The sequence below is a fragment of the Parasegetibacter sp. NRK P23 genome (assembly GCF_023721715.1).
In the GTDB taxonomy this organism is placed as follows: domain Bacteria; phylum Bacteroidota; class Bacteroidia; order Chitinophagales; family Chitinophagaceae; genus Parasegetibacter.
This window is the reverse complement of sequence record NZ_JAMDLG010000001.1, coordinates 2790446-2815122: the sequence shown is the minus strand read 5'-3', so window position 1 is coordinate 2815122 and position 24677 is coordinate 2790446. Positions and strand designations below refer to the sequence as shown.

At 49.2% G+C, this 24677-nt stretch carries 12 protein-coding genes; 5 read left to right on the top strand and 7 right to left on the bottom strand.

Features of this window, described 5'->3' with window-relative positions; all coding sequences use genetic code 11:
• Positions 1-16: 16 nt before the first annotated feature.
• The 3 genes from M4J38_RS11510 to M4J38_RS11500 are packed head-to-tail and all read right to left on the bottom strand — an operon-like array spanning position 17 to position 3764.
• Complete coding sequence (locus M4J38_RS11510) at positions 17-814, bottom strand: Ku protein (RefSeq protein WP_251759747.1); 798 nt, start codon at positions 812-814, stop codon at positions 17-19.
• Complete coding sequence (gene ligD, locus M4J38_RS11505) at positions 811-3438, bottom strand: DNA ligase D (RefSeq protein WP_251759746.1); 2628 nt, start codon at positions 3436-3438, stop codon at positions 811-813. The genes M4J38_RS11510 and ligD overlap by 4 nt, the downstream gene beginning before the upstream one ends.
• Before the next feature lie 35 nt (positions 3439-3473).
• Positions 3474-3764 (bottom strand): YciI family protein, encoded by a 291-nt coding sequence (locus M4J38_RS11500; protein WP_251759745.1) that lies wholly within the window; start codon positions 3762-3764, stop codon positions 3474-3476.
• A gap of 97 nt (positions 3765-3861) precedes the next feature.
• Here M4J38_RS11500 and M4J38_RS11495 point away from each other — a divergent pair, with 97 nt between their 5' ends.
• The gene (locus M4J38_RS11495; protein ID WP_251759744.1) at positions 3862-6156 is read left to right on the top strand and encodes a GAF domain-containing protein; all 2295 of its coding nucleotides are present in this window, start codon (positions 3862-3864) and stop codon (positions 6154-6156) included.
• Positions 6157-6555: 399 nt separating this feature from the next.
• On the opposite strand, the gene odhB is transcribed toward M4J38_RS11495, so the two are convergent.
• Both odhB and M4J38_RS11485 read right to left on the bottom strand, forming a co-directional pair.
• Entirely contained in the window at positions 6556-8112 is a 1557-nt protein-coding gene (gene odhB, locus M4J38_RS11490) for a 2-oxoglutarate dehydrogenase complex dihydrolipoyllysine-residue succinyltransferase (RefSeq protein ID WP_251759743.1), read from the bottom strand.
• Positions 8113-8132: 20 nt separating this feature from the next.
• The gene (locus M4J38_RS11485) at positions 8133-10868 is read right to left on the bottom strand and encodes a 2-oxoglutarate dehydrogenase E1 component (RefSeq protein ID WP_251759742.1); all 2736 of its coding nucleotides are present in this window, start codon (positions 10866-10868) and stop codon (positions 8133-8135) included.
• A 201-nt stretch (positions 10869-11069) separates the two neighbouring features.
• Between M4J38_RS11485 and rpsT the strand changes: the two genes are divergently transcribed.
• The 3 genes from rpsT to M4J38_RS11470 all read left to right on the top strand — a co-directional run bounded on the left by rpsT (position 11070) and on the right by M4J38_RS11470 (position 14080).
• Complete coding sequence (rpsT, locus tag M4J38_RS11480; protein ID WP_251759741.1) at positions 11070-11324, top strand: 30S ribosomal protein S20; 255 nt, start codon at positions 11070-11072, stop codon at positions 11322-11324.
• An 80-nt stretch (positions 11325-11404) separates the two neighbouring features.
• The gene (locus M4J38_RS11475) at positions 11405-13138 is read left to right on the top strand and encodes a M14 family metallopeptidase (RefSeq protein WP_251759740.1); all 1734 of its coding nucleotides are present in this window, start codon (positions 11405-11407) and stop codon (positions 13136-13138) included.
• Between the two features lie 66 nt (positions 13139-13204).
• On the top strand, positions 13205-14080 hold the full coding sequence (locus M4J38_RS11470; RefSeq protein WP_251759739.1) for an energy transducer TonB: 876 nt from the start codon (positions 13205-13207) through the stop codon (positions 14078-14080).
• A 3-nt stretch (positions 14081-14083) separates the two neighbouring features.
• Here the strand turns inward: M4J38_RS11470 and M4J38_RS11465 are convergent, their stop codons facing one another.
• Positions 14084-15295, bottom strand: a complete 1212-nt coding sequence (locus M4J38_RS11465) for an MFS transporter (protein WP_251759738.1) — start codon at positions 15293-15295, stop codon at positions 14084-14086.
• A 219-nt stretch (positions 15296-15514) separates the two neighbouring features.
• Between M4J38_RS11465 and M4J38_RS11460 the strand changes: the two genes are divergently transcribed.
• Positions 15515-19063, top strand: a complete 3549-nt coding sequence (locus tag M4J38_RS11460; RefSeq protein ID WP_251759737.1) for a glycoside hydrolase family 2 TIM barrel-domain containing protein — start codon at positions 15515-15517, stop codon at positions 19061-19063.
• Positions 19064-19304: 241 nt separating this feature from the next.
• Here M4J38_RS11460 and M4J38_RS11455 read toward each other — a convergent pair whose 3' ends face one another.
• Positions 19305-24677, bottom strand: coding sequence for an alpha-2-macroglobulin (locus M4J38_RS11455; protein ID WP_251759736.1), 5373 nt, complete (start codon positions 24675-24677; stop codon positions 19305-19307).

Here is a 24677-nt window from a genome sequence, read left to right as displayed (position 1 = left end):
TATGAGGTAACACCATTTATTTTTTAGCGGGTGTTCTTTTCTTTTTTGCCGGGGCTTTCTTCGCCGGTGATAAGCTTTGTTCCAGTTGCGCGATCAGGTCGTTGGGGATAGACTTCGTTTCTTTTTTGGGCGCGGCTATCTTTTTGCCAGTTGCTTTTGCTTTGATGAACTTCATCAGTTTTAACGTGTAGATATCTTTGTAATTTCTGATATCAAATTTTCCGCCCATATTCTCCACCAGGTTCACAGCCATTGTAAGTTCGTTTCGTTTTACGGAGGTTTTTGTTTTGATGAGTTCGGAAGGATTCCTGATTTCATTGATAAAACGGAGCGTATGCAAAATAAGAATGCCGTTTGCTGCACGCAGCGAAACAGGGCGCTCTTTGTTGCGCAGTACAAAAGTACCTATGCCTGTTTTGTTGGTTTTCCGAAGTGTTTCCTCCAGCAAAGCGTAGGCTCTTTCCCCGCCTTTGGCAGGTTGCAGATAATACGCTCCGTCATACAGGATCACATCAATTTCTCCGGGATGAACGAAGGTTTCGAGTGTGATTGTTTTTGTTTTTTCCGGCAATGCTTTTTCAAAATCGGCATCGTTTAGCACCACGTATTTCCCGTTTACATCGTACCCTTTCACGATGTTGTTCCAGGCCACTTCTTTCCCGGTGTTTTCGTTTACTCTTTTGTATTTGATGTGCGAATGATCTTTCTTGTCCAGCATATCAAAACCAAGCCTGCTTTCGTTTACCGCTGAAAATAGTTTAACCGGGATGTTGACCAGCCCGAATCCTATGGCGCCGCTCCATATTGCTCTCATGAATTTTCATTTTGTAAGGTGAAATTACTTTTGATCTTTTTCAACGCCTGTTGAAGGCTGATGCCTTTGCCCAGTACGCCTTTAAATACATCTCCTTTTTCCTGCAGTATGCTCATCGTGTTTTGTACCGTGAAAGTTTCCATTTTTAAACCTTTTTTCACTTCCTCCCAAAGCAGCGGCATGGATACGGTGGCAAAGGGTTTGGGACGGGCTGAATAGGGCGCTGCCAGCGTTGCCTGCGGACGGTTCTGCAAAAAATCGAGGTATATTTTTCCTTTGCGTTTATTTACTTGTCTTTCGATGCTGGTCAGTTCAGGCAGTTCCTGCTGAACGAGAGTGACGATCAGGCGTGCGAATTCCTTTGATTGTTCATAGTCGTACTTGCTGCGCAGCGGAATATAAATGTGCATGCCGGTTGATCCTGAAGTTTTGCAGAAAGATGGTACACCGGCCGTTTCCAGGATATCGTGGGCAACCCTTGCGGCTTCAATCACTTCATCGAAACTGTTTTTGTCGGGATCAATATCAATGATGCACCAGGTGGGATGATCCGGTTTTTTAACGGTGCTGCTCCATGGGTTCATCTCAATGCAACCGAGGTTGGCCATATACAAAAGGCTGGCTTCATCGGTGCATACGAGAAAGTTTTTCTGCTGCGGATCATCATCCGTGCGGTAAGGAAGCGTTTCAATCCATTCCGGTATTTTTCCTGTAACATCTTTCTGGTAGAAGTTTTTTCCTGCAAACCCGTTGGGGTGCCTGTTTAGGGAGTGCGGCCTGTTCACCAGGTAAGGCAATATATAGGGCGCTACCTGGTAGTAATAGTTGAGGAGGTCCCTTTTCTCGATCTTCAGTTTGGGCCAGTAAAATTTGTTCAGGTTCGTGAACTTAAGCTGATGGCCGTTGATGGTTTTTTCCTGGGTTTTTTCGGAGGGATTCAATAGTGTTTTACTGTCGGTTTCCCGGGTGAATTTCTTTTTGGAAGTAGTTGTTTTTCTTTTAACCGCAACTGGTCGTTCTTCTTCTACTTTCAGCGCGGGTTTATCCGTTCTTAATCCTTCAAAAGAAGGATGGCGCATCAATCCGTCGGCGGTTACTTCCGTGTAACTCACTTCGCATACCAGTTCAGGCTTTACCCATACCGCCGTAGCGTTGGGCGGATCGGGCCGGAAGCGGGATGGTTTGTTTACATCAGGCAGTTCGGTAAACGGTGTTTTTTTGCGTTCCAGGGCCTGTAGTTTTTTCAGGATCTTCTTTTGGAGTTCAACCGAAAAACCGGTTCCGATTTTTCCGGTATAATGCAGTTTTCCTTCATTGTAAACGCCTACGAGTAATGAGCTGAATGGTTTGGGAGAGCCATCGTTCTTCGTATAACCACCGATCACGACTTCGTGGCGCATGCCTGTTTTAATTTTCAGCCAGTCGCGGCTTCGCGCACCAGGCATATACACACTATCGGCTTTCTTCGCGATAATACCTTCAAGCCCAAGCTTGGTTACTTTTTTCAACAAACCCTGAACTGTTCCGGTGAAGTTTTTGCTGAAACGGATGAGTTCCGAATCCTGTTGCTGAAGTACTTTTTCCAGGATGTCCCTTCTTGCTGAAAGTGGTTTTTCCGTAAGGTCTTCTCCGTTCAGCCATAAAATGTCGAATACATAATAGAGCAGGTGCCCGTCAGCTTCACTCCGCCAGTTCTGCAATTGCCCGAAGCTGGTCGTTCCTTTATCGTTTATCACCACAATTTCTCCATCTACAATGGCCTTGACATTCCATTGTGTAATGGCTTCGTATACCGGGTAGAATTTTTCGTTGAAAGATTTGTTGTTCCTGGAAAGCAATTTGCTTTTCTTTCCATCGAGGTGCGCGATTGCCCGGTAGCCATCCCATTTGATCTCATACAACCATCCTTTTTCCTGGAAAGGCTCCGAAAGGGTGGCGAGCATGGGCGGCATAGAAGAAGGTAGTTTGGCGGAATTGTTTTTTGGTGGGGAAGAAGTCTTTGCTGCTGATGCCTTTTTAGTGGCGGCTTTTTTACCCGGCTGCTTCCTGTTGTTTTTCTCCAGTTCTTCAAGTGTTTTTCCTGATTTTACGGAACGTGTTTTCCTGGTTATATCCGTGGAAGTCGCGTATTCGTCTTTGTGTTTGATCAGCAGCCAGGATTTTTCGGATTGTTTGGTATGCACAAGCGCATATTCGCCGTTCAGCTTACTACCGAAGAGCCGCACTTTCAGTGAGCCACTTTTCAGTTGCTTGCTCAGTTCTTTTTCCGCCGCTTTTTTTGATGTAACGGGCACAATGGGTTCATAATAACCTTCATCCCACACAATCACTGTTCCGGCGCCGTAATTCCCTTCGGGGATGATCCCCTCGAAGTTGCGGTAATCGAAGGGATGGTCTTCCACCATTACCGCGAGGCGTTTATCGGAGGGTTGGAGGGAAGGCCCTTTCGGCACGGCCCAGCTTTTCAGCACACCGTTCATTTCCAGGCGGAAATCATAATGAAGGGAACGCGCATCATGTTTCTGAACCACGAAGCGCAGTTTCCCGGAGGAGGTGGCTTTTCCGCCCGCGGGCTCCGGTGTTTTCCGGAGGTCCCTTTTGTTTTTGTATTGGGTCAATGGCATAAGCAACGGCATGTAAAATCCGTGCCAGCAGCAGGTTATACAACTGCTACCTTAAAGGGTTGTACCTCAACTTCTTCCCATACATTTCCCAGTACGTAAGGTTCTGTACGCAGCCATTCGTCCACAGCTGCACGGTCGGGAAACTGGACCACCATCATGGAGCCATTCATGATACCTGATTCATCCAAAAGCGCTCCGCCCAGGATAAAGTTTCCGGACATTTTCAGTTGTGCCGCACGCTCGAAATGAGCCGGACGCGCCGCCATCCTTCTTTCCAAAGCATGTTCGTCCCGTCCATCACGGGCTATGAGCAGGAACTGTTGCATTTTTTGAAGGAAAGGTAATAAAATCGTGCGGTGCATATACCTGAAAAGTGCGGATTCATCCTTTCACCATTTGCGTTTAACCCCGTAAATTGCCGGTATGAACCTGCTCAGTAATATAGAAACACCTTTCCAGGTGCAATTCAGTTTCGAATCAATCATCACACCCCTGGAAAAGAAGGTGATGGAAGAAGGGGAGAAGGCGCTTTCCTCCGACCGTCAGTTGCTGGAGGCCCTGCACCAGGTACCTGAACTGAGAACAGGTATAACAGATCCGGCGCAAATAGTGCAACACGAACCGCTGATCAGCGCTTTACTGGCGCCTATATTTCCGGCAGCGCTTACAATGAACGAGATCAAAGCCGTGAGCATACCGTACACCAATATCGTATTCAGCCATACAACGCGGTTCCGTAACCTCCTGAAAGCCGCTGGACCTTCCTTCTCCATCAATATCCGGGATTTCGATGAAACGCAGTTTTATATACAGAGTTGCTGTATTATCCTGAACGAATATTACGGCACGCGGCTCGATTTCAGCAAACCCATCTTCTACGACATTCCTACCGCGGATGGCATCATCAGGCACTACAGGATATTGTACAATGCTGATTTTATTGATATACACCCTACAGAAAAAGCTGTTCAACTGACCGAAGCAGACATCGAATTGTTGCTGAACAGTTATGATGATATTGCGCTTTGGAAAGAGAAATTTCCTCATGAGAGCTGGGTTTTAAAAGGATTTGCCATTATGAATCTTTTTGATGCCACCGTGGAAAACGCGGTTTCCATATTCAAAGAGAAACTGCTGGCGCTGAATACCACCAATTTCCAATCCAGCGTGGAGTCAATCTTCAGGTCGATATACCGGATCCCGGATATAAGGGTGGGCTTTACCGTATTTGACCGGAACGAATCCGTTTTTAACCTGAATGCCTTAGGCAGGCAGATGCAAAGTTTTATACTGAATACCAGTGAACGCGCCGCGGCGAAGGAAGTGCTCTGTGCGCCTTCTTTCTATTGTTTGGTGGATCAGCGGCGTTTCTTCGCCATATCCGATACCGCTGTTGCGTTGAAGCATTATCCTGAGAGTTTGCTGATCAGGAATTTCGCTGCACAGGGCATCGGAAGTTTTATCCTTGCGCCCATTGTGAAGAATGATGTGATGCTTGGAGTGTTGGAAGTAGTGGCGTTGCGAAGTAAAGAACTGAACAGCATTAATGCGAATAAACTGGAAGTGGTGATGCCGTTTTTAACGGATACCGTTGAACGACTAATCGCCCAATTGGAAAACCGTGTGCAGGCCGTAATCCAGGAAAAATATACTTCCGTGCACTCAAGTGTGCACTGGCGCTTTCGGGAAGAGGCGCAAATGCTGATACAGGAAGAAGCTGCCGGTCATGAGTATGCGCTGCATGAAATCGTTTTCCCCGATGTGTATCCTTTGTACGGACAGGTGGATATTAAAGGTTCTTCCGAAGTCCGTAACGCGGGCGTCCAAAATGACCTCATCACCCAATTGAATACACTGCTGGAGTTGTTGCCGAAACTGGAAATTCATTCTTCCGAAGATATTTCAGAAATTCAAAAACACCTCCGGGCTTACCTGGAAGAACTTTCCGTTCCATTGAAAGCCGGTACTGAACAACATATCACGAACTTTTTAAGCGAACGTGTTCATCCCTTGCTGCAAGGCGCTTCGGGAGGCAGGTTAAAAGATGCGGTAGCCGATTATTTTTCCGGTACATTAAAGGAAAACGGTGTTTTCCATACCCACAGGCGGATGTATGAGCAAACGATTAGTCTGATCAACAATAAGATGGCCCGCGTAATCGATAAAAGTCAGTTGGAAGCCCAGGAAATATTTCCGCATTACTTTGAACGTTTTAAAACAGATGGGGTGGAGCACAACCTCTATATTGGCCCCTCCATCGCGCCGGCACTGAACTTTAGTGCGGCGCATTTGAAACAACTCCGTTACTGGCAACTGGAAGTGCTGTGTAAAATGGAAGCTGCACAACACAAATTGAAGTCTTCGCTTCCTTATCCGCTGGATGTTACCACGCTGGTGCTTGTATACAATGCCACTATTTCCATCCGCTTCCGTATGGACGAAAAACGCTTTGATGTAGACGGTAGCTACAACGCGCGCTTCGAAATCGTGAAGAAAAGAATAGATAAGGCGCATGCAAAAAAAAGCGGTGAACGCATTACGCAGGCGGGAAAAATAACCATTGTGTATTCAGATGATGCGGAAGAAACGGAATACAGGAAGTACCTGGTACGGTTGCACGAAAAAGGTTATGTGGAAGCTGAAGTGGAGTGCTTTGAGGTGGAGGATTTGCAGGGTGTTTCGGGGCTGAGGGCGTTGCGGGTGGGGGTGATGCGGTAGTTTCACGTAAGGTGCTGGGGAGAGTTTTTTCACGCAACTGCTTTGTGCTTTGCACTGCGCAGCGCGAAGGGGCAAGGACGCAAGGCCTTAGTTGGTTGGCTGGAGTTTCTTTTGGGTAGTTTTTTTAATTTCTCGCAACGGCGCTACGGCCTTGATTGCTTGAAGATACGTTGAGTCTTTGGCTTTTCTTTTAAAGATTATCTTATAAATACAAAGTGGATGCCCAACTAAGGCATCCACTTTGTATTTATAATAAGCCTGGTAAATCATGGTCCAACGTTGCGTCGTAGCGTAGTTGCGAGAAATGAAAAATACGCTACAGCTTAATCCCCACAACCTGCTAAACACAAACAATGCTTTGCGTCCTTGCTCCTTTGCGTCGTTGCGTGAAAATCTTTCCTACAACTCCAATAACGTCCTCAATGGATCTTTCCCGAACAACAGCAACTCCGGATTCTCCAGCAATTCTTTCACCCTTACCAGGAAAGAAACGGATTCCCTTCCATCAATGATCCTGTGGTCGTAACTCAGTGCGAGGTACATCATCGGACGGATCACCACCTGGCCGTTCACGGCCATCGGACGTTCCTGTATTTTGTGCATGCCCAGGATAGCGGACTGCGGGATATTAATGATGGGGGTAGACATCAGCGAGCCGAATACACCACCATTGGTGATGGTGAACGTACCACCCTGCATTTCCTCCATGGTGAGTTTGTTGTCGCGTGCTTTGGTGGCAAGTTCCACTACTTTTTTCTCGATTTCGGCCATGCTGAGGCTTTCCGCGTTGCGGATCACCGGTACCACCAGGCCTTTCGGGGCAGATACGGCGATGGAGATGTCACAATATTGGTGGTAGATGATTTCGTCTCCGTCGATGTATGCGTTCACGGCCGGCCATTCCTGCAGTGCGTAGGTAACGGCTTTGGTGAAGAAGCTCATGAAGCCCAGGTTGACCTGGTGCGTTTCTTTGAATTTGTCTTTGTATTTACCGCGCAGTTCCATGATTTTACCCATGTCCACTTCGTTGAAAGTGGTGAGCATAGCGGTGGTATTTTTGGCTTCCACGAGGCGGCGGGAAACTGTTTTGCGGAGATTGCTCATTTTCTCGCGCTTATCGTCGCGGGTGAACATGGCGGCGCCGGGCTTGCGGCCCGGGTTCTGGAGGGCTTCCAGTACGTCCTGTTTCAGGATTTTACCACCGCTTCCGGAGGCCTGCACTTGTTTGGGGTCTACTTTTTTGTCGGCGATGATGGCGGCGGCTACCGGGGTCGCTTTTACATCCGAAGATGGGGCAGCAGGGGCAGCGGGAGCGGCTTCTTTCTTTTCAGGTGCGGGGGCGGGCTTCGAAGCGCCTGCGGCGGGCACGGCCACATCGGAATCGATAGAAGCCACGTGATCACCTATTTTCAGTACATCGCCTTCTTTTGCTACCTGTATCAGCTTGCCAGCTTCTTCCGCGTTCAGTTCGAAAGTGGCTTTTTCGCTTTCCATTTCACAGATGATCTCGTCGCGTTGAACGAGGTCGCCATCTTTTTTCAACCATTTTACAAGGGTGACCTCGTTGATGGATTCTCCGATGGTGGGCACTTTCATTTCAATCACACCCTTGCCTGTGGCAACAGCGTCGGGCGTGGATTTTTCGTTCTCACGCGCTGTGGCGTCAGGTTTCGCTTCTTCTTTCGGCGCTTCCACGGCGGGAGCGCTTCCGGATGGCGCGGCGGCGGTATCATCAATAGATGCTACGATGTCGCCGATATTAATCGTGTCACCTTCGTTTGCTTTGGTGTGCAGTATACCTGCTTTTTCAGCGTTCAATTCAAAAGTAGCCTTCTCACTTTCCAATTCTGCGATCACTTCATCGCGCTGAACGTATTCTCCTTCTTTCTTTAACCATTTCACCAGTGTTACTTCACTGATGGATTCTCCTACTGTTGGTACTTTGATATCGATCATAATGCGGGTTTCTGATTAGTTTAGATTGAAAACGCGGTATCTATGATTTCAGTTTGTTCCTGTGCGTGCACTTTCGCATAACCGGTAGCGGTAGCGGCGCTGGCCTGGCGGCTGATCACACCGTAGTTCAGTGTTTTCAGGTTCATTTGCAGGAAGGAGGCGGCGCCCATGTTAAGCGGTTCTTCCTGTACCCAGAACCAGGTAGCTTTGTTGTATTTCTTATACAATGCTTCCAGTTGGTTGGCGGGCAGCGGGTACAGTTGTTCCACGCGTACGATGGCCACGTCTTTCCTTCCCGTTTTCTGTTGCCTGTCGGCGAGGTCATAATAGATTTTGCCGGAGCAGAACAATACTTTCTTCACCTCGTCCGCTTTTTCAACGAAGGTATCGTCGAGCACTTCCTGGAATTTCCCGGACAGGAAAGCCGATTTTTCAGAATAGGTAGCCGGCAAACGCAGGTTCGCTTTGGGCGCGAAATTGACCAGCGGTTTACGGAACTGCCAGGCCAGCTGACGGCGCAGCGAATGGAAGAAGTTGGCCGCCGTGGTGATGTTGGTAACAACAATATTCAGTTCAGCGGCAGACTGCAGGAATCTTTCCATGCGGGCGGAACTGTGTTCTGGTCCCTGTCCTTCGTATCCGTGGGGGAGCAGCATGACGAGTCCGCTCATCATGCGCCATTTCTGTTCTGCGGAAGTGATGAACTGGTCAATCATACACTGCGCGGTGTTCATGAAATCACCGAACTGTGCTTCCCAGAGCACGAGTGTGTTCGGGTTAGCCATAGAGTACCCGTATTCAAAACCGAGTACGCCGAATTCGCTGAGGAAGGAGTTGAAGATTCTGTACTGACCCTCGGCGCCGGGAATGCGGCTCAACCTGTTGTAAGCGGCATCTGTTTCTTCGTCGCGGAGTACGGCATGACGGTGGGAGAAGGTGCCGCGGCGGACATCCTGCCCACTCATGCGCACATCCTTACCTTCCAGCAAAATACTACCGTAAGCCATCAGTTCAGCGGTGGCCCAGTCGAGTTTGCCTTCCTCGTTGAATAATTTTTCTTTGTCCTGGATCAGTTTCTCCACTTTGCGGAGCGGCTTGAATCCTTCCGGGATAGCCATCATCGCTTTAAAAACAGTGTTGAACTGGTCTTCCGTAATACCTGTTTCTGGCGATTGCAGGAAATCTTCTTCTGTAGCCTTTCTCAGCGCCTGCCACCATTCTTCGGGTTTCTGGTATTTGTAGGGGAGGGGGTTTTGTTTGATCTCGTCCAGCCTTTCCTGGAGATCGCTCCAGAATTTCTTTTCCATTTCCTTCGCGAGTTCTGCGTCCACTGCGCCGGAGGCGATCAGTTGCTGCGAATATACTTCGCGGGGGTTGGGATGCTTGTCGATCAGGTTGTACAGGCGGGGCTGGGTATATTTGGGATCATCGCCTTCGTTGTGGCCATGGCGGCGGTAGCAAAGGATATCGATGAACACATCTGAATTGAATTCCTGGCGGTAGCGGGTGGCTATTTCCACCGCTTTCACCACGGCTTCCGCATCGTCGCCGTTTACGTGCAACACGGGGGCCTGCACCATGGCCGCCACGGAAGTACAGTAATCGGAGGAGCGGGCATCATCGAAATCGGTGGTGAACCCGATCTGGTTGTTGATCACCAGGTGCATGGTGCCCCCCACATAATAACCTTCCAGCAAACTCATCTGGATCACTTCGTAAACGATGCCCTGTCCGGCGAGGGAGGCGTCTCCGTGGATGAGGATGGGCAATATTTTATCGTAATCGCTTTCGTAGATAACGTCGGCCTTGCTGCGCGCGAAACCGATCACCACGGGGTCAACCGCTTCCAGGTGGGAGGGGTTGGGGCAGAGTTGCAGGTTTACTTTTTTCCCGTGCGCCGTTTCCACTTCACTTCGGAAGCCGAGATGGTACTTCACGTCGCCGCTGCCCATGGTGGTATCCGGGATGGCGGTGCCTTCAAATTCACTGAAAATCTGCTCGTAGGTTTTGCCGAGTGTGTTGGCGAGTACGTTCAGCCTTCCCCTGTGGGCCATACCAATCACCACTTCCTGAACGCTGAGTTCTGCCGCGGTGTCAATAATGGCATCCAGCGCGGGGATGGTGGCTTCGCCCCCTTCCAGGGAGAAGCGTTTCTGGCCAATGTATTTAGTATGGAGAAACTTCTCGAACATCACGCCTTCGTTCAGTTTCCCCAGGATTCTTTTTTTCTTTTCCAGCGGCATGGGCTGGTGGAAGTTTTGTTCTACTTCCTTTGCGAGCCATTCCACGCGCGCGTGGTCGTTCAATGCGGAGTATTCCACGCCCATGGAGGCGCAATAGCATTTTTGAAGGTGCGCCACGATCTGCGCGAGTGTGGCATTGGGTAAGCCGATGAATTTACCTGCTTCGAAGGATGTTTTCAGGTCAGCATCCGACAAACCGAAATATTTCAGGTCGAGGTTGGCCCGGCGGTCCTTCCTTTCCCGGATGGGATTGGTTTTGGCCACCAGGTGTCCCTTTTTACGGTAGGCCTGGATGAGTTGGTATACGGAAAACTCTTTGGCAAGCTGGCCCGCGTCTGCCGCTCCGGTTGCAGGTTTGCCGTTTGTGGCATGCCCGTTGGTAACGGCAAAATCAAAACCTTCGAAAAATTTCCGGAAATCGGGATCTACTGCGGCGGGATCCTGCACATAATCCTGGTACAAACCTTCTATATAGGACGGGTGCGAATGCGTGATATAAGAAAAATCCTTCATTGAATCATTATTTGGCCGATAGTTATTGAATGATGTCTATAGAGCAATTTGGCAAATATCGTTGAAAATATGGTACGGTTAACAGGAGAATTCAATGGTTTTAAGGGAAATTTGTATTCTCGGAAGATTCTGAAAAAAGTCTGACAAAATTTGTTTGTTCTTATAAAAAGCCTACCTTTGCCGTCCGAAATCGAAAAAATTATGGCAAATCATAAGGCAACCAAGAAAGATGTGCGTCAGGCCGAAAAACGCAGAGATAGAAACCGTTACTACGGAAAAACAACCCGTAACGCTATCCGTGACCTGAAAGCGCTGGAAGATAAAGCTGCCGCAGGTGAGAAACTGCCCTCTGTGATCTCTATGATCGACAAGCTGGCAAAACGTGGCGTTATTCACAAGAATAAAGCTTCCAACCTGAAGAGCAAGCTGGTGAAAAGAACCACTGCCCTGGCATAAGGTAAACAGCAAAACAAACTTTCTATATAGAAGGCGTCCTTTGGGCGCCTTTTTTTATTTTAGTGCATCAAACCGTTTTTATGCGCCCCTTTTCCCTGCTCTGTTTCTGCTTCCTGCTTTTATTAAATGTTTCAAACGCTCAGGTGCCCCCAACCAGGTTCCAGTTGAGCAATGGAAAGGAAACGGGTAATTATAAAGAAGTGATCCAATGGTGGGAACGTGCCGCCAAAGCTTCCCCCAGGCTGGAACTGAAAAAAATGGGTATGACCGATGCCGGAGAACCCCTGCACCTCGCTATCTTTTCCCCTGATAAGGATTTTAGTTTTACTTCAGCCGAAAAAAAGAACCGGGTAAAAATTCTCGTCAACAACGGCATTCATCCCGGCGAACCGGATGGTATTGACGCAAGCATGCTGCTGGCGCAAAAACTCATCTCCGGGAAAATACAACTTCCTTCAAACGTGCTCATCGCTTTTATACCGGTATACAATATCGGGGGATTGCTGAACCGAAGCCCCTGGTACCGCGTAGACCAGAATGGTCCCGACAGCTTCGGCTTCCGCGGCAATGCCCAGAACCTCGACCTGAACCGTGATTTCATTAAATCAGATTCTAAAAACGCCACCGCCTTCGCCGAAATATTCCACCTCGTGGACCCGGATATTTTTATCGATAACCACGTAAGCAATGGCGCGGATTACCAACACGTAATGACCCTGATTTCCACCCAGCACAACAAACTGGGGGGCGCCATGGGGGATTTCCTGCAACAACAAATGGAACCAGGCATCTATGCGATGATGCGGGAAAAAGGTTTCGACCTCGTTCCTTACGTGAACTTTTTCGGTGAAACCCCCGAGAAAGGCTGGTCCGAATTCCACGACGGTCCACGGTATTCCACCGGCTACGCCGCACTGTTCCAATGCTTCAGCTTTATGCCGGAAACACATATGCTGAAACCGTATCCGCAAAGGGTGGAAGCCACGGAAGCGCTGATGGATTGCTTTATCGCTTACGCTTCGGGCCATGCTTCCGCCATTAAAAGTCTGAAAAGGCAGGCGAGGGCACAACTGGTCGAATCCATGCAACTGCCCGTTTCCTGGAAGTTAAACAGAACGCAACAGACACAAATTACCTTCAAAGGGTATGCCTCAGGTTACAAACCAAGTGCCATCTCAGGATTGCCAAGACTATTCTACGACAGGGCCAGGCCCTTTACACTCCAGGTGCCTTTCTATAATTATTATGAAACCGATAAGGCTGTAACTGTTCCAAACGCTTATATCCTTCCCCAGGGCTGGTGGGCCGTGGCCGAACTGCTTAAAAAGAACGGTGTTCCGATGCGTCCAATCCTCAATGATACCCTCGTTGAAGTGGAGATGTACAGGATCGCGGACTACCAATCGCCGAACCGCCCTTTCGAGAAGCACTACCTCCATTCAAAAGTTTCGGTTACCAAAACCGTTGTTACAAAGCGTTTCAGGAAAGGCGACTGGATGATTCCCACACAAAATGCCAAACGGCGGTTTATCGTGGAAGTGCTGGAGCCTGAAGCGCCCGATTCTTATTTCGCCTGGAACTTTTTTGATGCGATACTCGGACAGAAAGAAGGCTATTCCTCTTATGTTTTTGAAGATACCGCTGAAGAATGGCTGCGCAACAATCCCGCTGCGCGGGCGCAATTGGAAGAGAAGAAAAGAACGGATACCAGCTTCGCTAAGAATGGCGCGGCACAACTGGAATTCGTGTATAAGTTGTCGCCCTATTACGAACCGGATCACCTGCAATACCCCGTGTACCGGGTATTGAAATGATTTTCACAGTACGGTAACAATATTATTGTCTTGTTTTCCTCAAATTGCCGGAAACCTTTTCAGCCGATGAAAGTATTGTTACCCCTCTTTTTCCTGCTCCTTCAAGCCAATACATACGCGCAGAAGAATGATACGCTCAGGGTGTATTTCGATTCCTCCCTCCGGCGCGTACCGCAACATATGGCGCAGATCGCCGGACAGGCTTTTAAACATGGGGATGTGTGGTTCGCCAATCTTTTCTATCCCAACGGGCAAATTCTTTGTGAGATTGGTTTTGAGAACAAAAAACTTACCATCAGGCATGGGCCGTACACCTTGTATAACCCTTCAGGTGTGCCCATTGAAAAAGGCAATTATTCCAACGATATGCTGGATGGCGCCGTTTCCACCTGGTTCAGTTCCGCCAAACCCTCAGCTTACGTGGAGTACCAGATGGGGGTAAAAACGGGGGTAAGCAAACAGTGGTACGAGAACGGTAACCCGGAACATACAGGCGCTTATCAACTCGGTCTTCCCGCGGGGGAGTGGGTATGGTATTTTCCTAACGGGAAGCCAAGTACGAAGGAAACCTATAACCGTGGTAAACTGGTAGCGCTTGAATGCTTTGATTCTTCCGGAAAATCTTTGGGGCCGATGTGTAACGTCCGGAAAGAAGCTTTTCTGCTGGGTGATATTCCTGATTTCAAAAACTATGTAGTCGAATACCTGCAGTGGCCCAAAGAAGCTTTCGATAAAGGCATAAACGGCCTGGTGAAAGTGTCTTTTGAAGTAAGTGAGCACGGCAAACTACGGAAGTTCAGTATCACGGAGTCCACACATGAAATGTTCTCTGTGGAAGTGCAGAAGGTTTTTGAAAGTATGCCGGATTGGTCGCCCGCTATTTCGCACAACCGCGCCATTCCTTCTGTATGGGAGATGTCAATTCCTTTCTACCACCGCTAAAAATCAGGCCGCTTCGGCTATGGTTCTTTCCTGCGAGCGGTACATGGCCCTTGCCACAAATATGCTGCAGCAAACCAGGATGATGCTGAGGTAGCCCACCCAGTTGTAATGCGCAATCTTGCCCGAAGGTTCTTTGATCACGATGGCACCTGCTATCAGCGAAGCCATCCCGGTGAACAACTGCTGGATGGAAGAATTGAAACTCATGAAACTCCCGCGTTGCGAAGGTTCCACCACATTGCTGATCATGGCCTGGGCGGGAATACTTCTGCCTGTAGACAGTACAAACCAGATTCCGGTAACGATCAGTACATAATAGAAAGGAATGGGGGGCATGTGGGTGATCAGGAAAACCGGTATCAATGAGAAAAGTACAAACATGACGAACACTCTTTGTTTGCCATATTTATCGGAGAGTTTCCCCACCAGTGGTGAGCTGAAGAAGGTAAGAATGCCGCCAACGGTGTAAATCCACATCGTCTGATCTTTGTGGAATCCGACATTAAATTCCATAAAGGGGTTCAGGAACGGGATGATCAGGAAGTGGCCGAGCATGAGCAGTCCGCCCAGGGAAAGCGCCAGGAGCTGAGATCTGTTGCGCATGATCTGCCCGATCACTTCGGTTGCTTTAGGACGATCCTGCCCGGAAAGGTGTCCACTTACGGAAGGCAGGAATTTGATGAGCAATGGGATCAGTACGAGCCCTATACCGCCTACCAGCAGGAATGGCGCGTGCCAACTGAGGCGGGTGGCGAGGAAAAGTCCGAGGGGAACACCTACAATGGAGGCCAGTGAAAACGCCGACATCAGGGTGCCCATGGCCATACCCCTCCGCTCATAAGAAAATGTATCGGCTACGATAGAGAGTACCTGTGCGCCGATCAGTCCCCCGAAAATGCCCGCGAAAATGCGTGCGCACAATAATGTAGTATAAGTGGGCGCGATGCCGCAGATGAGGGTGCCGAGCACAAAACCGACATAAGCGAATATCAATACTTTTTTACGGTCGTAATTGTCTACGAAAAAAGCCGCGGTAAAACCCGAAATACCCGCGCTTAGTGTATAAGATGCAACAATAAAACTGAACTGCTGCGCGGAAATATGGAAATAAGGCATGAGGTAGTTGCCGAGCGGCATCATGATCATGAAATCGAGTATATGCGTAAAGTTCACCGCCGCCAGCAGCAACAGGAGTATCCTTTCTTTCTTGCCCATAAAATTTATATGGCGCAAAGGTAGTAAGGTTGGGGGCAAGAATTTGTTAATTCTAATGCTCCGGGTGGAGCAACGATAGCGCCACCGGTACGCGGAGAACTTTAAACACACTGTTAATGGAAGTGGTAAAAGCCAATAGAAGTGATAGTTTAGCCAATTATTGACGCTGGTGTTATCTTTTTATGATGCACCTGCGGGTTAACCCAAACACCAACCTTCATGTTTTGCTTTATTCTTCGCCGCGTTGCGTTCGCTTCAGCAATGCTTTTCCTTGTGCAGCTTTCTGTTTTTTCACAACAATTCAAACCTGGTGTATGGTACAGAATCGTTACACCTGAGGGGTTCGCCATCGACAACCTTGAAGATGGAGAAAATGAATCGGGGATTAAACTGAAAAAGGAAGATGTAAAATCGCCCGGCCAGGTCTGGGAGATAAAACCCGTTGGCGACGGTTGGTTCAGCATTAGTGCTCCCGGCACATTAAAAAGCATCGACAATGGCAACCGGCGTCATCCCGATGGTGTACCCGTGATCCACTGGAACAGGGAAGAAAACAACTACAACCAGCATTGGCGGATAACACCCGTCGCGGGTGGGTATGTGATCCACAACCGGGTGCACGGCATGTTCCTGGCGCCGGGAAAGAACAATCCCGGTGAACTCTGGCAGATGGCCTCCGGAGAAAAGCAGGTATGGCGCATGGTGGAAGCCGGGAAAAATTATGTTTTCAAGAAGAGAACCGGCGATACCGAATGGGAGAATGAAGCCATTTTTGAAGTGAACAAAGAAAAGGCGCATGCGCCCTACGTTCCTTTCACCACGTTAAATGAATTGAAAGCGGATCCCACCTTCCTGACGCCCTGGGCGCATACAAAATCACCGAACGTAATGCTGTTGAACGGCAACTGGAAATTCAACTGGGTCAGAAAACCTGCCGACCGGCCTGTAGATTTTTTTCAACCAGGCTATGACGTTAGTACCTGGAAAGAGCTGCCTGTGCCCTCTAACTGGGAAATGCACGGTTATGGTACGCCCATCTATACCAATATCACTTACCCTTTTAAAAATGATCCGCCTTTCATTAAGCCGCAACAGGGATACACCAACGAAACGGAAACCAACCCGGTTGGCAGTTACAGGAGAGATTTCGAACTGCCCGCCTCCTGGAATAAAAAACAGGTGCTGCTTCACTTTAACGGCGTGTACAGCGCAATGTATGTCTGGGTAAACGGACAAAAAGTGGGCTATAGTGAAGGTGCCAACAATGGTGCGGAGTTCAATGTTACCAAGTACGTGAAACCCGGAAAAAACACCCTGAGTGTGGAAGTGTACCGCTGGTGCGATGGCAGTTACCTGGAGGACCAGGATATGTTCCGGCTGAGTGGTATCCACCGCGATGTGTTCCTGTACGCCGTTCCGGATGTGCATATCCGTGATTTCTCGATTGCCACGAACTTTAAAAACAAATCATTCACCGAAGTGGAAGTGGATATCAAAGCGTTGCTGCTGAACAAAGGTAAAACCGTTTCCAATGGCGGGAAGCTGGAAGTGTTTATTGAAAACCCGCAAGGTAGGGTAGTGGCTGCCGCAGATATACTAATAGGAAAAATTCAGAAAGAAGAAGAACTGGTGTCGGAAGTGAAATTGAAAATCCTCCAGCCGGAACTTTGGTCGGCGGAAGATCCTAAGTTGTATACTGCTTTCTTCCACCTGCATGATAAAGCGGGATTTTCAAAAGAGCTATTCGCTTCAAAATTCGGTATACGGCACATTGAAATAAAAAACAAGCGCGTGTATGTGAACGGCGCACCCGTTTTCTTTAAAGGCGTGAACAGACACGATACGCATCCTCAATATGGAAAGGCTGTTCCCGTTTCGTCGATGCTGGAGGATATTTTGCTGATGAAACAAAACAACATCAATACCATCCGTACCAGTCATTACCCCAACGATCCCCGGATGTATGCGATGTTCGACCATTACGGATTGTATGTGATGGCGGAAGCTGACCTGGAATGTCATGGCAACCAGGGCATCAGCAATATGCCGAACTGGATACCCGCTTTCCTTGACAGAAATATCCGCAACGTAGAAGAACACAAGAACCATCCTTCTGTGATTTTTTGGTCCATGGGCAACGAAGCCGGAGGTGGCAGCAATTTCGATACCGTGTATGCGCATATTCACCGTATGGACAGCTCCAGGCCCGTTCACTATGAAGGAAAGAGCAGCGCGGCGGATATGGATTCGCGCATGTATCCCAGTATTCCCGGCTCAAAACAACTGGATAAATACCCCAGCAACAAACCATTCTTTATTTGTGAGAACACGCACGCCATGGGGAACGCGATCGGAAACCTTGAAGAATACTGGGATTATATCGAAAACCATTCGGAAAGAATGATCGGTAGCTGCATCTGGGATTGGGTGGACCAGGGACTGAACAAACCCGGGGAACCAAAAGAACATTTTTATTACGGCGGTGATTTTGGCGAACGGCCCACAGATTGGACCTTCAGTCTGAATGGCGTGGTTACGCCCGATAGAAAAGTAACCGCTAAACTCCGTCATGTAAAGAAAGTGTACCAGTTCATCGCATTCAACTGGAAATCGCCTGGCGAATTACGGATACACAACAAATACAATTTCACGAACCTGGACCAGTTTACATTAACATGGCAGTTGCTGAAAGATGGTGTGGTCGCCGATTCCGGCCGTGTATCACTTCCGTCTGTTGCTCCGGGTGAGGATGGTGTTGTTCGTATTCCGCTTCCAGATTCTATTTCGGCTGAACACGAATATTTTCTCAATGTGCAATGTCTTAGGAAGGAAGCCACTTTGTGGAGCGATGCCGGACATGTATATGCGCAGGAACAACTGCCGGTGGCATCAAAAAAGGTTACTGCAGCCTCTATTGTAAAATCCGGAAAAATAAGTTTAAAAGATGCTGATGGGTATGTACATATTACTGCCGGAAACGGATCATTCAGTTTCAATAAGCAGACCGGTATGATGGAATCCATCCGGTATGGAGCAAGCGAATACGTACACAACAAAGAAGGGCTGAATTTCAACTGGTACCGCAGCATTGATAATATGAAGGTGGAATACGAACAAACACAGGTGCGCCTGGACAGCTTCAGCGCCATTGTTTCCAGAGATGCGCAAACGGCTACCATTACAACTTTGCACTCTGCCACGGTTGGAAAGAATGTGCATCCTTATTCTGTTAAGTATATTGTTACAGGTGACGGTGTTGTAGAGGTTGATGCTGCTTTCGAAACCGGTCAGCAACTAACCCTTCCCCGCTATGGATTACGCATGAGCCTCCCCGCTGGATTGGAGCAGGTAAAATGGTATGGTCGTGGCCCGTTTGAAAACTATCCGGATCGTAAATCATCGGCCTTCATTGGCACATATACAAAATCAGTAACGGATATGGAAGAGGAGCATTACGTGCATGCCCAGAGTATGGGCGCCCGGCAGGATGTGCGCTGGCTGGAAGTTTCCGATGGTGCGGGGAAAGGTATTCGTATAACGGCAATGGATACATTGGGTTTTTCGATTTTACACCATACGGATGAAGCGCTCTGGAAAGCAGGGCACGATTTCAAATTGCCCGGCTTGCGGCGGCCGGAAGCTTTTCTTTCGCTGGATTGCGCGCAAACAGGGTTAGGGAATGCGAGTTGCGGGCAGGGGCCTTTGGAGGAATATAGTATTGCGGCAGGGAAGAAATTACGGTACAGGTTTATGATTTCTGAGAAGTAGTTTCACGCAGATTGTTACACTAAGTTTTCACGCAAAGACGCAAAGGAGCGCAGACGCAAAGCCTTGTTGTGTAGGTAGGTTGCTGAAATTTAGGGGTAGCGTATTTTATTATTTCTCGCAACGAAAAGACGCAAAGCATAGATTAATTGCTAGCTTGCACCAACCAATCTGTGCTTGGCGTCTCCGCTCCTTTGCGTCTTTGCGAGAATCAAAGCGAAAACAGTTGCGTGAACCCCATTTCTTACCTCCCCACCCGGATCACCCCGCCACCATTATAAGAATGAATCGCGCCATCATACATCGCCTCCGCGCTTGCCGGCCCCATTTTGAATACGCCGGGTGATACCGCTCTTACCGCATAATAGTAAGTTTGTTTGGGCTGTGAAAGATCCATAAAGAAATGAATCCTGTCGTCACGGATATCCATGGCTGTTGGAGCGGACGCGTTCTTGATCCAGTCCATACCGGGGAGTTCCCTGATGCGTGGGTTCTCTATTTCGAAGCAGGCGGGGAGCAGGTCGGTGAGCACCATGTTTTCTACGGTTCCTTTGTACATGTTTTCAACGGAAATACCTACGATGATGAGGTCGTTCTGTGAAAAGCTGGTAGTGGAGAGCGGTGCGCCTGTACGTGAATAGAACTGCCTTCTTACTTTCACGCTGTTATCGGCTTGTACGTAGTCGCCGGTAGCGCTGATGCCCTGTGCTTTCCAGAAATAATAGAGGTTACCGCTGCCAGTTGTTTGCAGCGAAATAGCTGTTCCTTTCAATTCTTTATCGGTCAATTTGCCGGCGGCGTTGGATATTGGGGCTACTTTTTTGCCGTTCACCAGCACGCTGCCGGAGATGTTGGCTTTGCCGGCATTGGCTGCGAGTTTACCGAGCCCCAGCATACTGAATACCATTTCCTGCGTACTCAGCCAGCGGTTTTGTTTCAGCGAGGAAGCCACTTTTCGTGCAAGCATGGGGATTTGCGGATGTTTGGGATCTGCTTCTACCAGCATCAGCAGCGCCATAGCCTCATCGCGTAAGGGGGAATAAAAGCTGCCGCCGGTTTGTTTGGCGGAAACTTCTCCGGTAAAACTTGCGGGTAAAATTTCGTTGATACTTTTTTTATCTCCCGCGGCTGCGAAGGCTGCGGCAAGCATATAGCGTCCGTCCAGGCTGAGCCATTCGGGATGTGCCTTATAATAGTTGAGCGTGGCGGCCTGCGGTTTGCCGGCCAGCGAAAGCACATAGAGGGAATAAGGCACTTCTTTGGGCGCGATCTTCTTCTGTTGATCGCGGTTATAGGTATAGGTGATGAATTGCCTGTTCCTTAACCTGAACTGCAGGTAGGAAAGCATGGGCTCTATCAGGTTCTTGTCGATGCTGTAACCTGCTTTCTCTGCTTCCAGCAGGAAGTGCGCGGCAAATACGGTAGCCCACCAGTTTTCTTCCCCTGTGTTGTCCCACATCATGACGGCGCCGTTGTAGAGTTGCCTGGCTTTTATTTTCCGGATGGCTTCCTGTACATGCGCGGCGGCGGTAACAGTACCGGCTTTTTTTCCCTTAATCGCGTTGGCCAGGTCACCAAAATACAATTGGGGAAATGCCGCTGAAATAGTTTGTTCCGTACAGCCATAAGGGTATTGCAGGAGATCGGATAATTGCACGCCCCATTCCAGCAAAGGGGAAGCGCCAGTAACCAGTTCTGTGGTCACCGAGCCGGGCATAAAATCGTTCACAGGGAGGTTCAGTGGCAGGTTTTTGCCTGCGGTCACAACGCCGCTGCCGCTCCGCGTCTGGAGTGTGGAAGCCGGTCTTACGGTAATATCCAGTTGTTCTGTGAATGTTTCTCCCAGGCCCTTAACGGTTGTTTTTACTTCGGCGGTTCCGGGTTGCATACCGGCTACCAGTTTATAAACGAGCCTGGCTTCTTTGCCGCCCTGCGCCTCTCCCTCGGCGGTGGCGGATCCCACCACTTTCAATGCGCCGCCAACCTGTAAGGTGCCGGTAACTGAAGTGCTTTTGGTGGTGGTATTCATCACGGATACCGGTACCTCAAGCGTATCGCCCGGGCTCAGGAACCGGGGTAGCGCTGTGCTCACCACCAGTGGGTCGGCCACTTTCATCAGGGTGGTGGCCGCTCCGAAACGATCATCTTTAAACGCCACACTCATAATCCGGAGTTCTCCTGAAAAAGTGGGGACATCTATGTCAAAAGAAACGTTTCCGCTGCCATCGGCTTTCTTCAGTCCACTCCAGAAAGAGACCAGTTTGAAACGCTTGTTGGTAACGGGATTGATTCTTTTCTCCATAGAAAGGCCACCATCACCACCGGTGCTGCTTAAACGCTGTTTCAGTTCGGGTAACAATAGCGGGTAGATGTCAAACGCGTTCACACCCAAAGCCCGTGACTGGTAGAAATACGCGTAAGGGTCCGGGCTCTTGAAATCGGAGACCTGCAGGATACCGTTGTCTACGGCGGCTATACTCACCATCGCGCCCGGCGCGGCTTTCACGCGGATCGTTTGTTTTTTACCTGATCGCGTCGTGGCCACGGCATTCACTTCAAGGGGAATCTTCCGGTTCAGTTCTTCCACCCGGAGGGATTGAAAACCGTGTGCTACCGTAAGTGGGATATCCGCTACCTGGTGCGGTTTGATCAGGGTGGCAGTGATGTACACGTTGGGAAGATGGGTGGGATCAATGTTCAGTTCCCAGGTGGCGGTCCTTTTCTTTACTTCCAGGTACTGGTGCGCCAGTACGCCGTTGTTTTCCACGGTTACGAGCATTCGCCCGTCGAACGGGGCCTTAAACAATATTTTCGCTTTTTCGCCGGGCTTATAGCCGTTTTTGTCCGGTGAAATGTCTACGTTGCCTTCTGTGTTCACGTCGAAACTTCCGCCGGCGATGCCCCAGGATCCATAACTGTAAAAGCTGCGGGCGATATAAGTGGTAGCGCCGGGCATGTACACCCGTACTTCGTAGCTGCCGGGATCGGTGGGTACGAATGAAAATTGCGATGAAGTGCCCGTAATGTTGATGTCTTTCTCCTGGAGGATAATTTCTTCCGGTTGTGAATCGTACCGGAAATAGCCGCCATTCTTAGTTAATACTGTTTTATATGTTTTTTTCACCACCCGGATATGCGCTTTTGCACTGACGGGCTGATCGTTTTTATCCACCGCGATCAGTGGGAAACGGATCGATTGGCGGAGGGGATAATAGCCATAATCATCGGCGCCCAGTCCCAGGAAATAATCCTGCGTGTACAAGGGGAGTTTGTGGTGTCGGCTCACTGGGCGTCCGGATTCATCAAAAACTGTGGTATAGAATGCTACCTGCAAAAGCCCCCTGTTTTTGTATTCGGCAGGAGCGGTGTAATTAAGCGTGGCATGTCCGGCGTCATCTGTTTTGCCTTCCTGAACTACTTTGTCGTAGAAATCACGGTGGTTGGCCAGGTTAAAGTCGTAGTCGGGGAATTTTTTTGAGCGGAAACTTTGTTGCTGCAATTGAATTTCCGTTTCCCATTTCCGGTCGGCGGCGGGACTTCCAAAGAAGTAATCAGCCTGTATGTTCAGGGTCGCTTCTGTTCCGGGTTTCAGCAGGTCAAGTCCTGTCGAGGCCTGCACTTTCAGGCGGTCCGGAACGAATTCCTCCACCTGGAACGGGTAGGTAGCGAGCAGCAGGTCGTTACCTGTATACACTTCCAGGGTGTAGGTGCCCGTTAGTGCGGAGGCGGGAATGTCTAAAGTGCCTTCCAGTGCGCCTTGTGCGTCCGCGTTTTTCCGGAGGGCGGTCCATTCTTTGCCACTGGGCATCACGAACCTCAGTTTCAGCGGAAGTTCTCCCGGTACTTTCCATTGCGGATCGCGCACGATCATGGCGTAGCGGAAAGTTTCTCCGGGGCGATACATGTCTCGTTCAGCATATACATAAGCATCCAGGCCGGAACTGTGCATTCTTTTGCCACCCACTTCAAAGCGGGAGGTGTTTACACGGGTGGACTGGAAGGGGAGATAGTTGAAATCCGAAGCGGTTTTCACGGTCACCATGGCCGGTTTAAACCCCGATGGTTCCTTGCGGATGTATTTGATCTTTCCTACGCCATCTTTATCGGTACTGCCCACGCCCAGTACCTGGTTGTTGCTGCCATACACCGTGAGTTGCGCATCCGGAACCGGGTTGGTGGTTTGAATGGATTGAACGAATACGGTCATATCTTCCGCTCCTTCCCGGGCAATCACTCCAAGATCGGAGAGTGCCACAAAACGGCTGTCGCGCACCCAGTAATCTTCCATAGAGCGGATGGATACATGGTAAATGCCTTTAAAATCCTGGATGCGGTCCTCCAGGTTGAAATTGAAAAGCCTGCTGTTGCCGTACTTCGGAAGATCGGAAGAATTGATTTCCTTTTCGTAGACCACATCTCCCAATACCCCCATATCTGCATTGTCGTAGTAATAATCTCCAGCTTCATCGCGGGGGTAATAACCATATCGCTGCGCGGCCAGCAGGTTGCTTTCGTAAATTTTCGAGACCGTGATTTTCATTTTGGGTACACTCACTACGCTGATCTCCATGTTTCTGGCACCCATTTTTCCCAGGTACATTCCTTTGCTGTTGGTGAACCGGATATCGGGTTCCAGTTCGCCGAAGGCCACCTGTTGCGTGTATGTTTCTTTCAACACGCCGCCAATGGCGCCTTTCAGTCCTTTATTGATGATCAGTTCATAAGTCATTTCTTCTTTGGCCTGGTCGGCGGTCATCACGAAACCATCATCCAGCGGGGTAAATTCCCAGTTCAGGGCCGGATCGGTTTTTACGAAATCCTTCATGCCTTCCGCTACGAGGGGCTGACTCGTTCTAACCTGGATGCTGGCGATGTTACCGTTCAGTTGCGCCTGCACATCCAGCACATCTAATCTGAAAGGAGAGGGCACGGTAACTTCGGCGGTGATGTCTTCCTTCGCTTCGTTGCGACCGCCTTCAGGTAATAATTTCTTCAGTATTTTAATTGAAACCGGAGTTTCTTTGTCTTCTACCGGAATATCGGTGAGGCGTACCTGTAAATGATCGCCCGCTCCCGCGGAGAGGAGGGCGAAGCTGCGGGTGGCGTCTCCTGATTTCAGTTCAAGCACCTCCTTCAATTTTTCGGGATCAACCGGGTGGTTGAACACAAGGTGCATAACGGGCGTGGGTTTGGTGGCTTCTGTTTTTGTCCAGGCTACATAACTCTGGTCAAGTTGCAGCGAAGCGGTATAGAAATTTATTTTGTCGCCGGCTTCCACCTTATTGTATTCCGAATAACGGAAAAGTTCATCCGTAAACTTTGCCGTGAATGCTGTGGCAGGCGGGAGTGGTTCGGAAGGAGAGAACACGAGTTTGTCGGGCGTTTCCCAACGGAACCTTCCGTGAATAGCCGGATTGAACCTGATGTATGCTGTGGAGTCCCATCTGTTCAGTAGGGAATCCGGGAACAACGCTTTGGAGAACCGGAATTCCAGGTTACCCAGTACGGGCACTTCTTCCTTCGCATTGGTCTCGCTCAGTTCAACAGCGTTTCGGTTACAGGATACCAGGAAAAAAACGGGCAGCAGTAAAGCATAAAGGCGGGCAATGGTACGCAT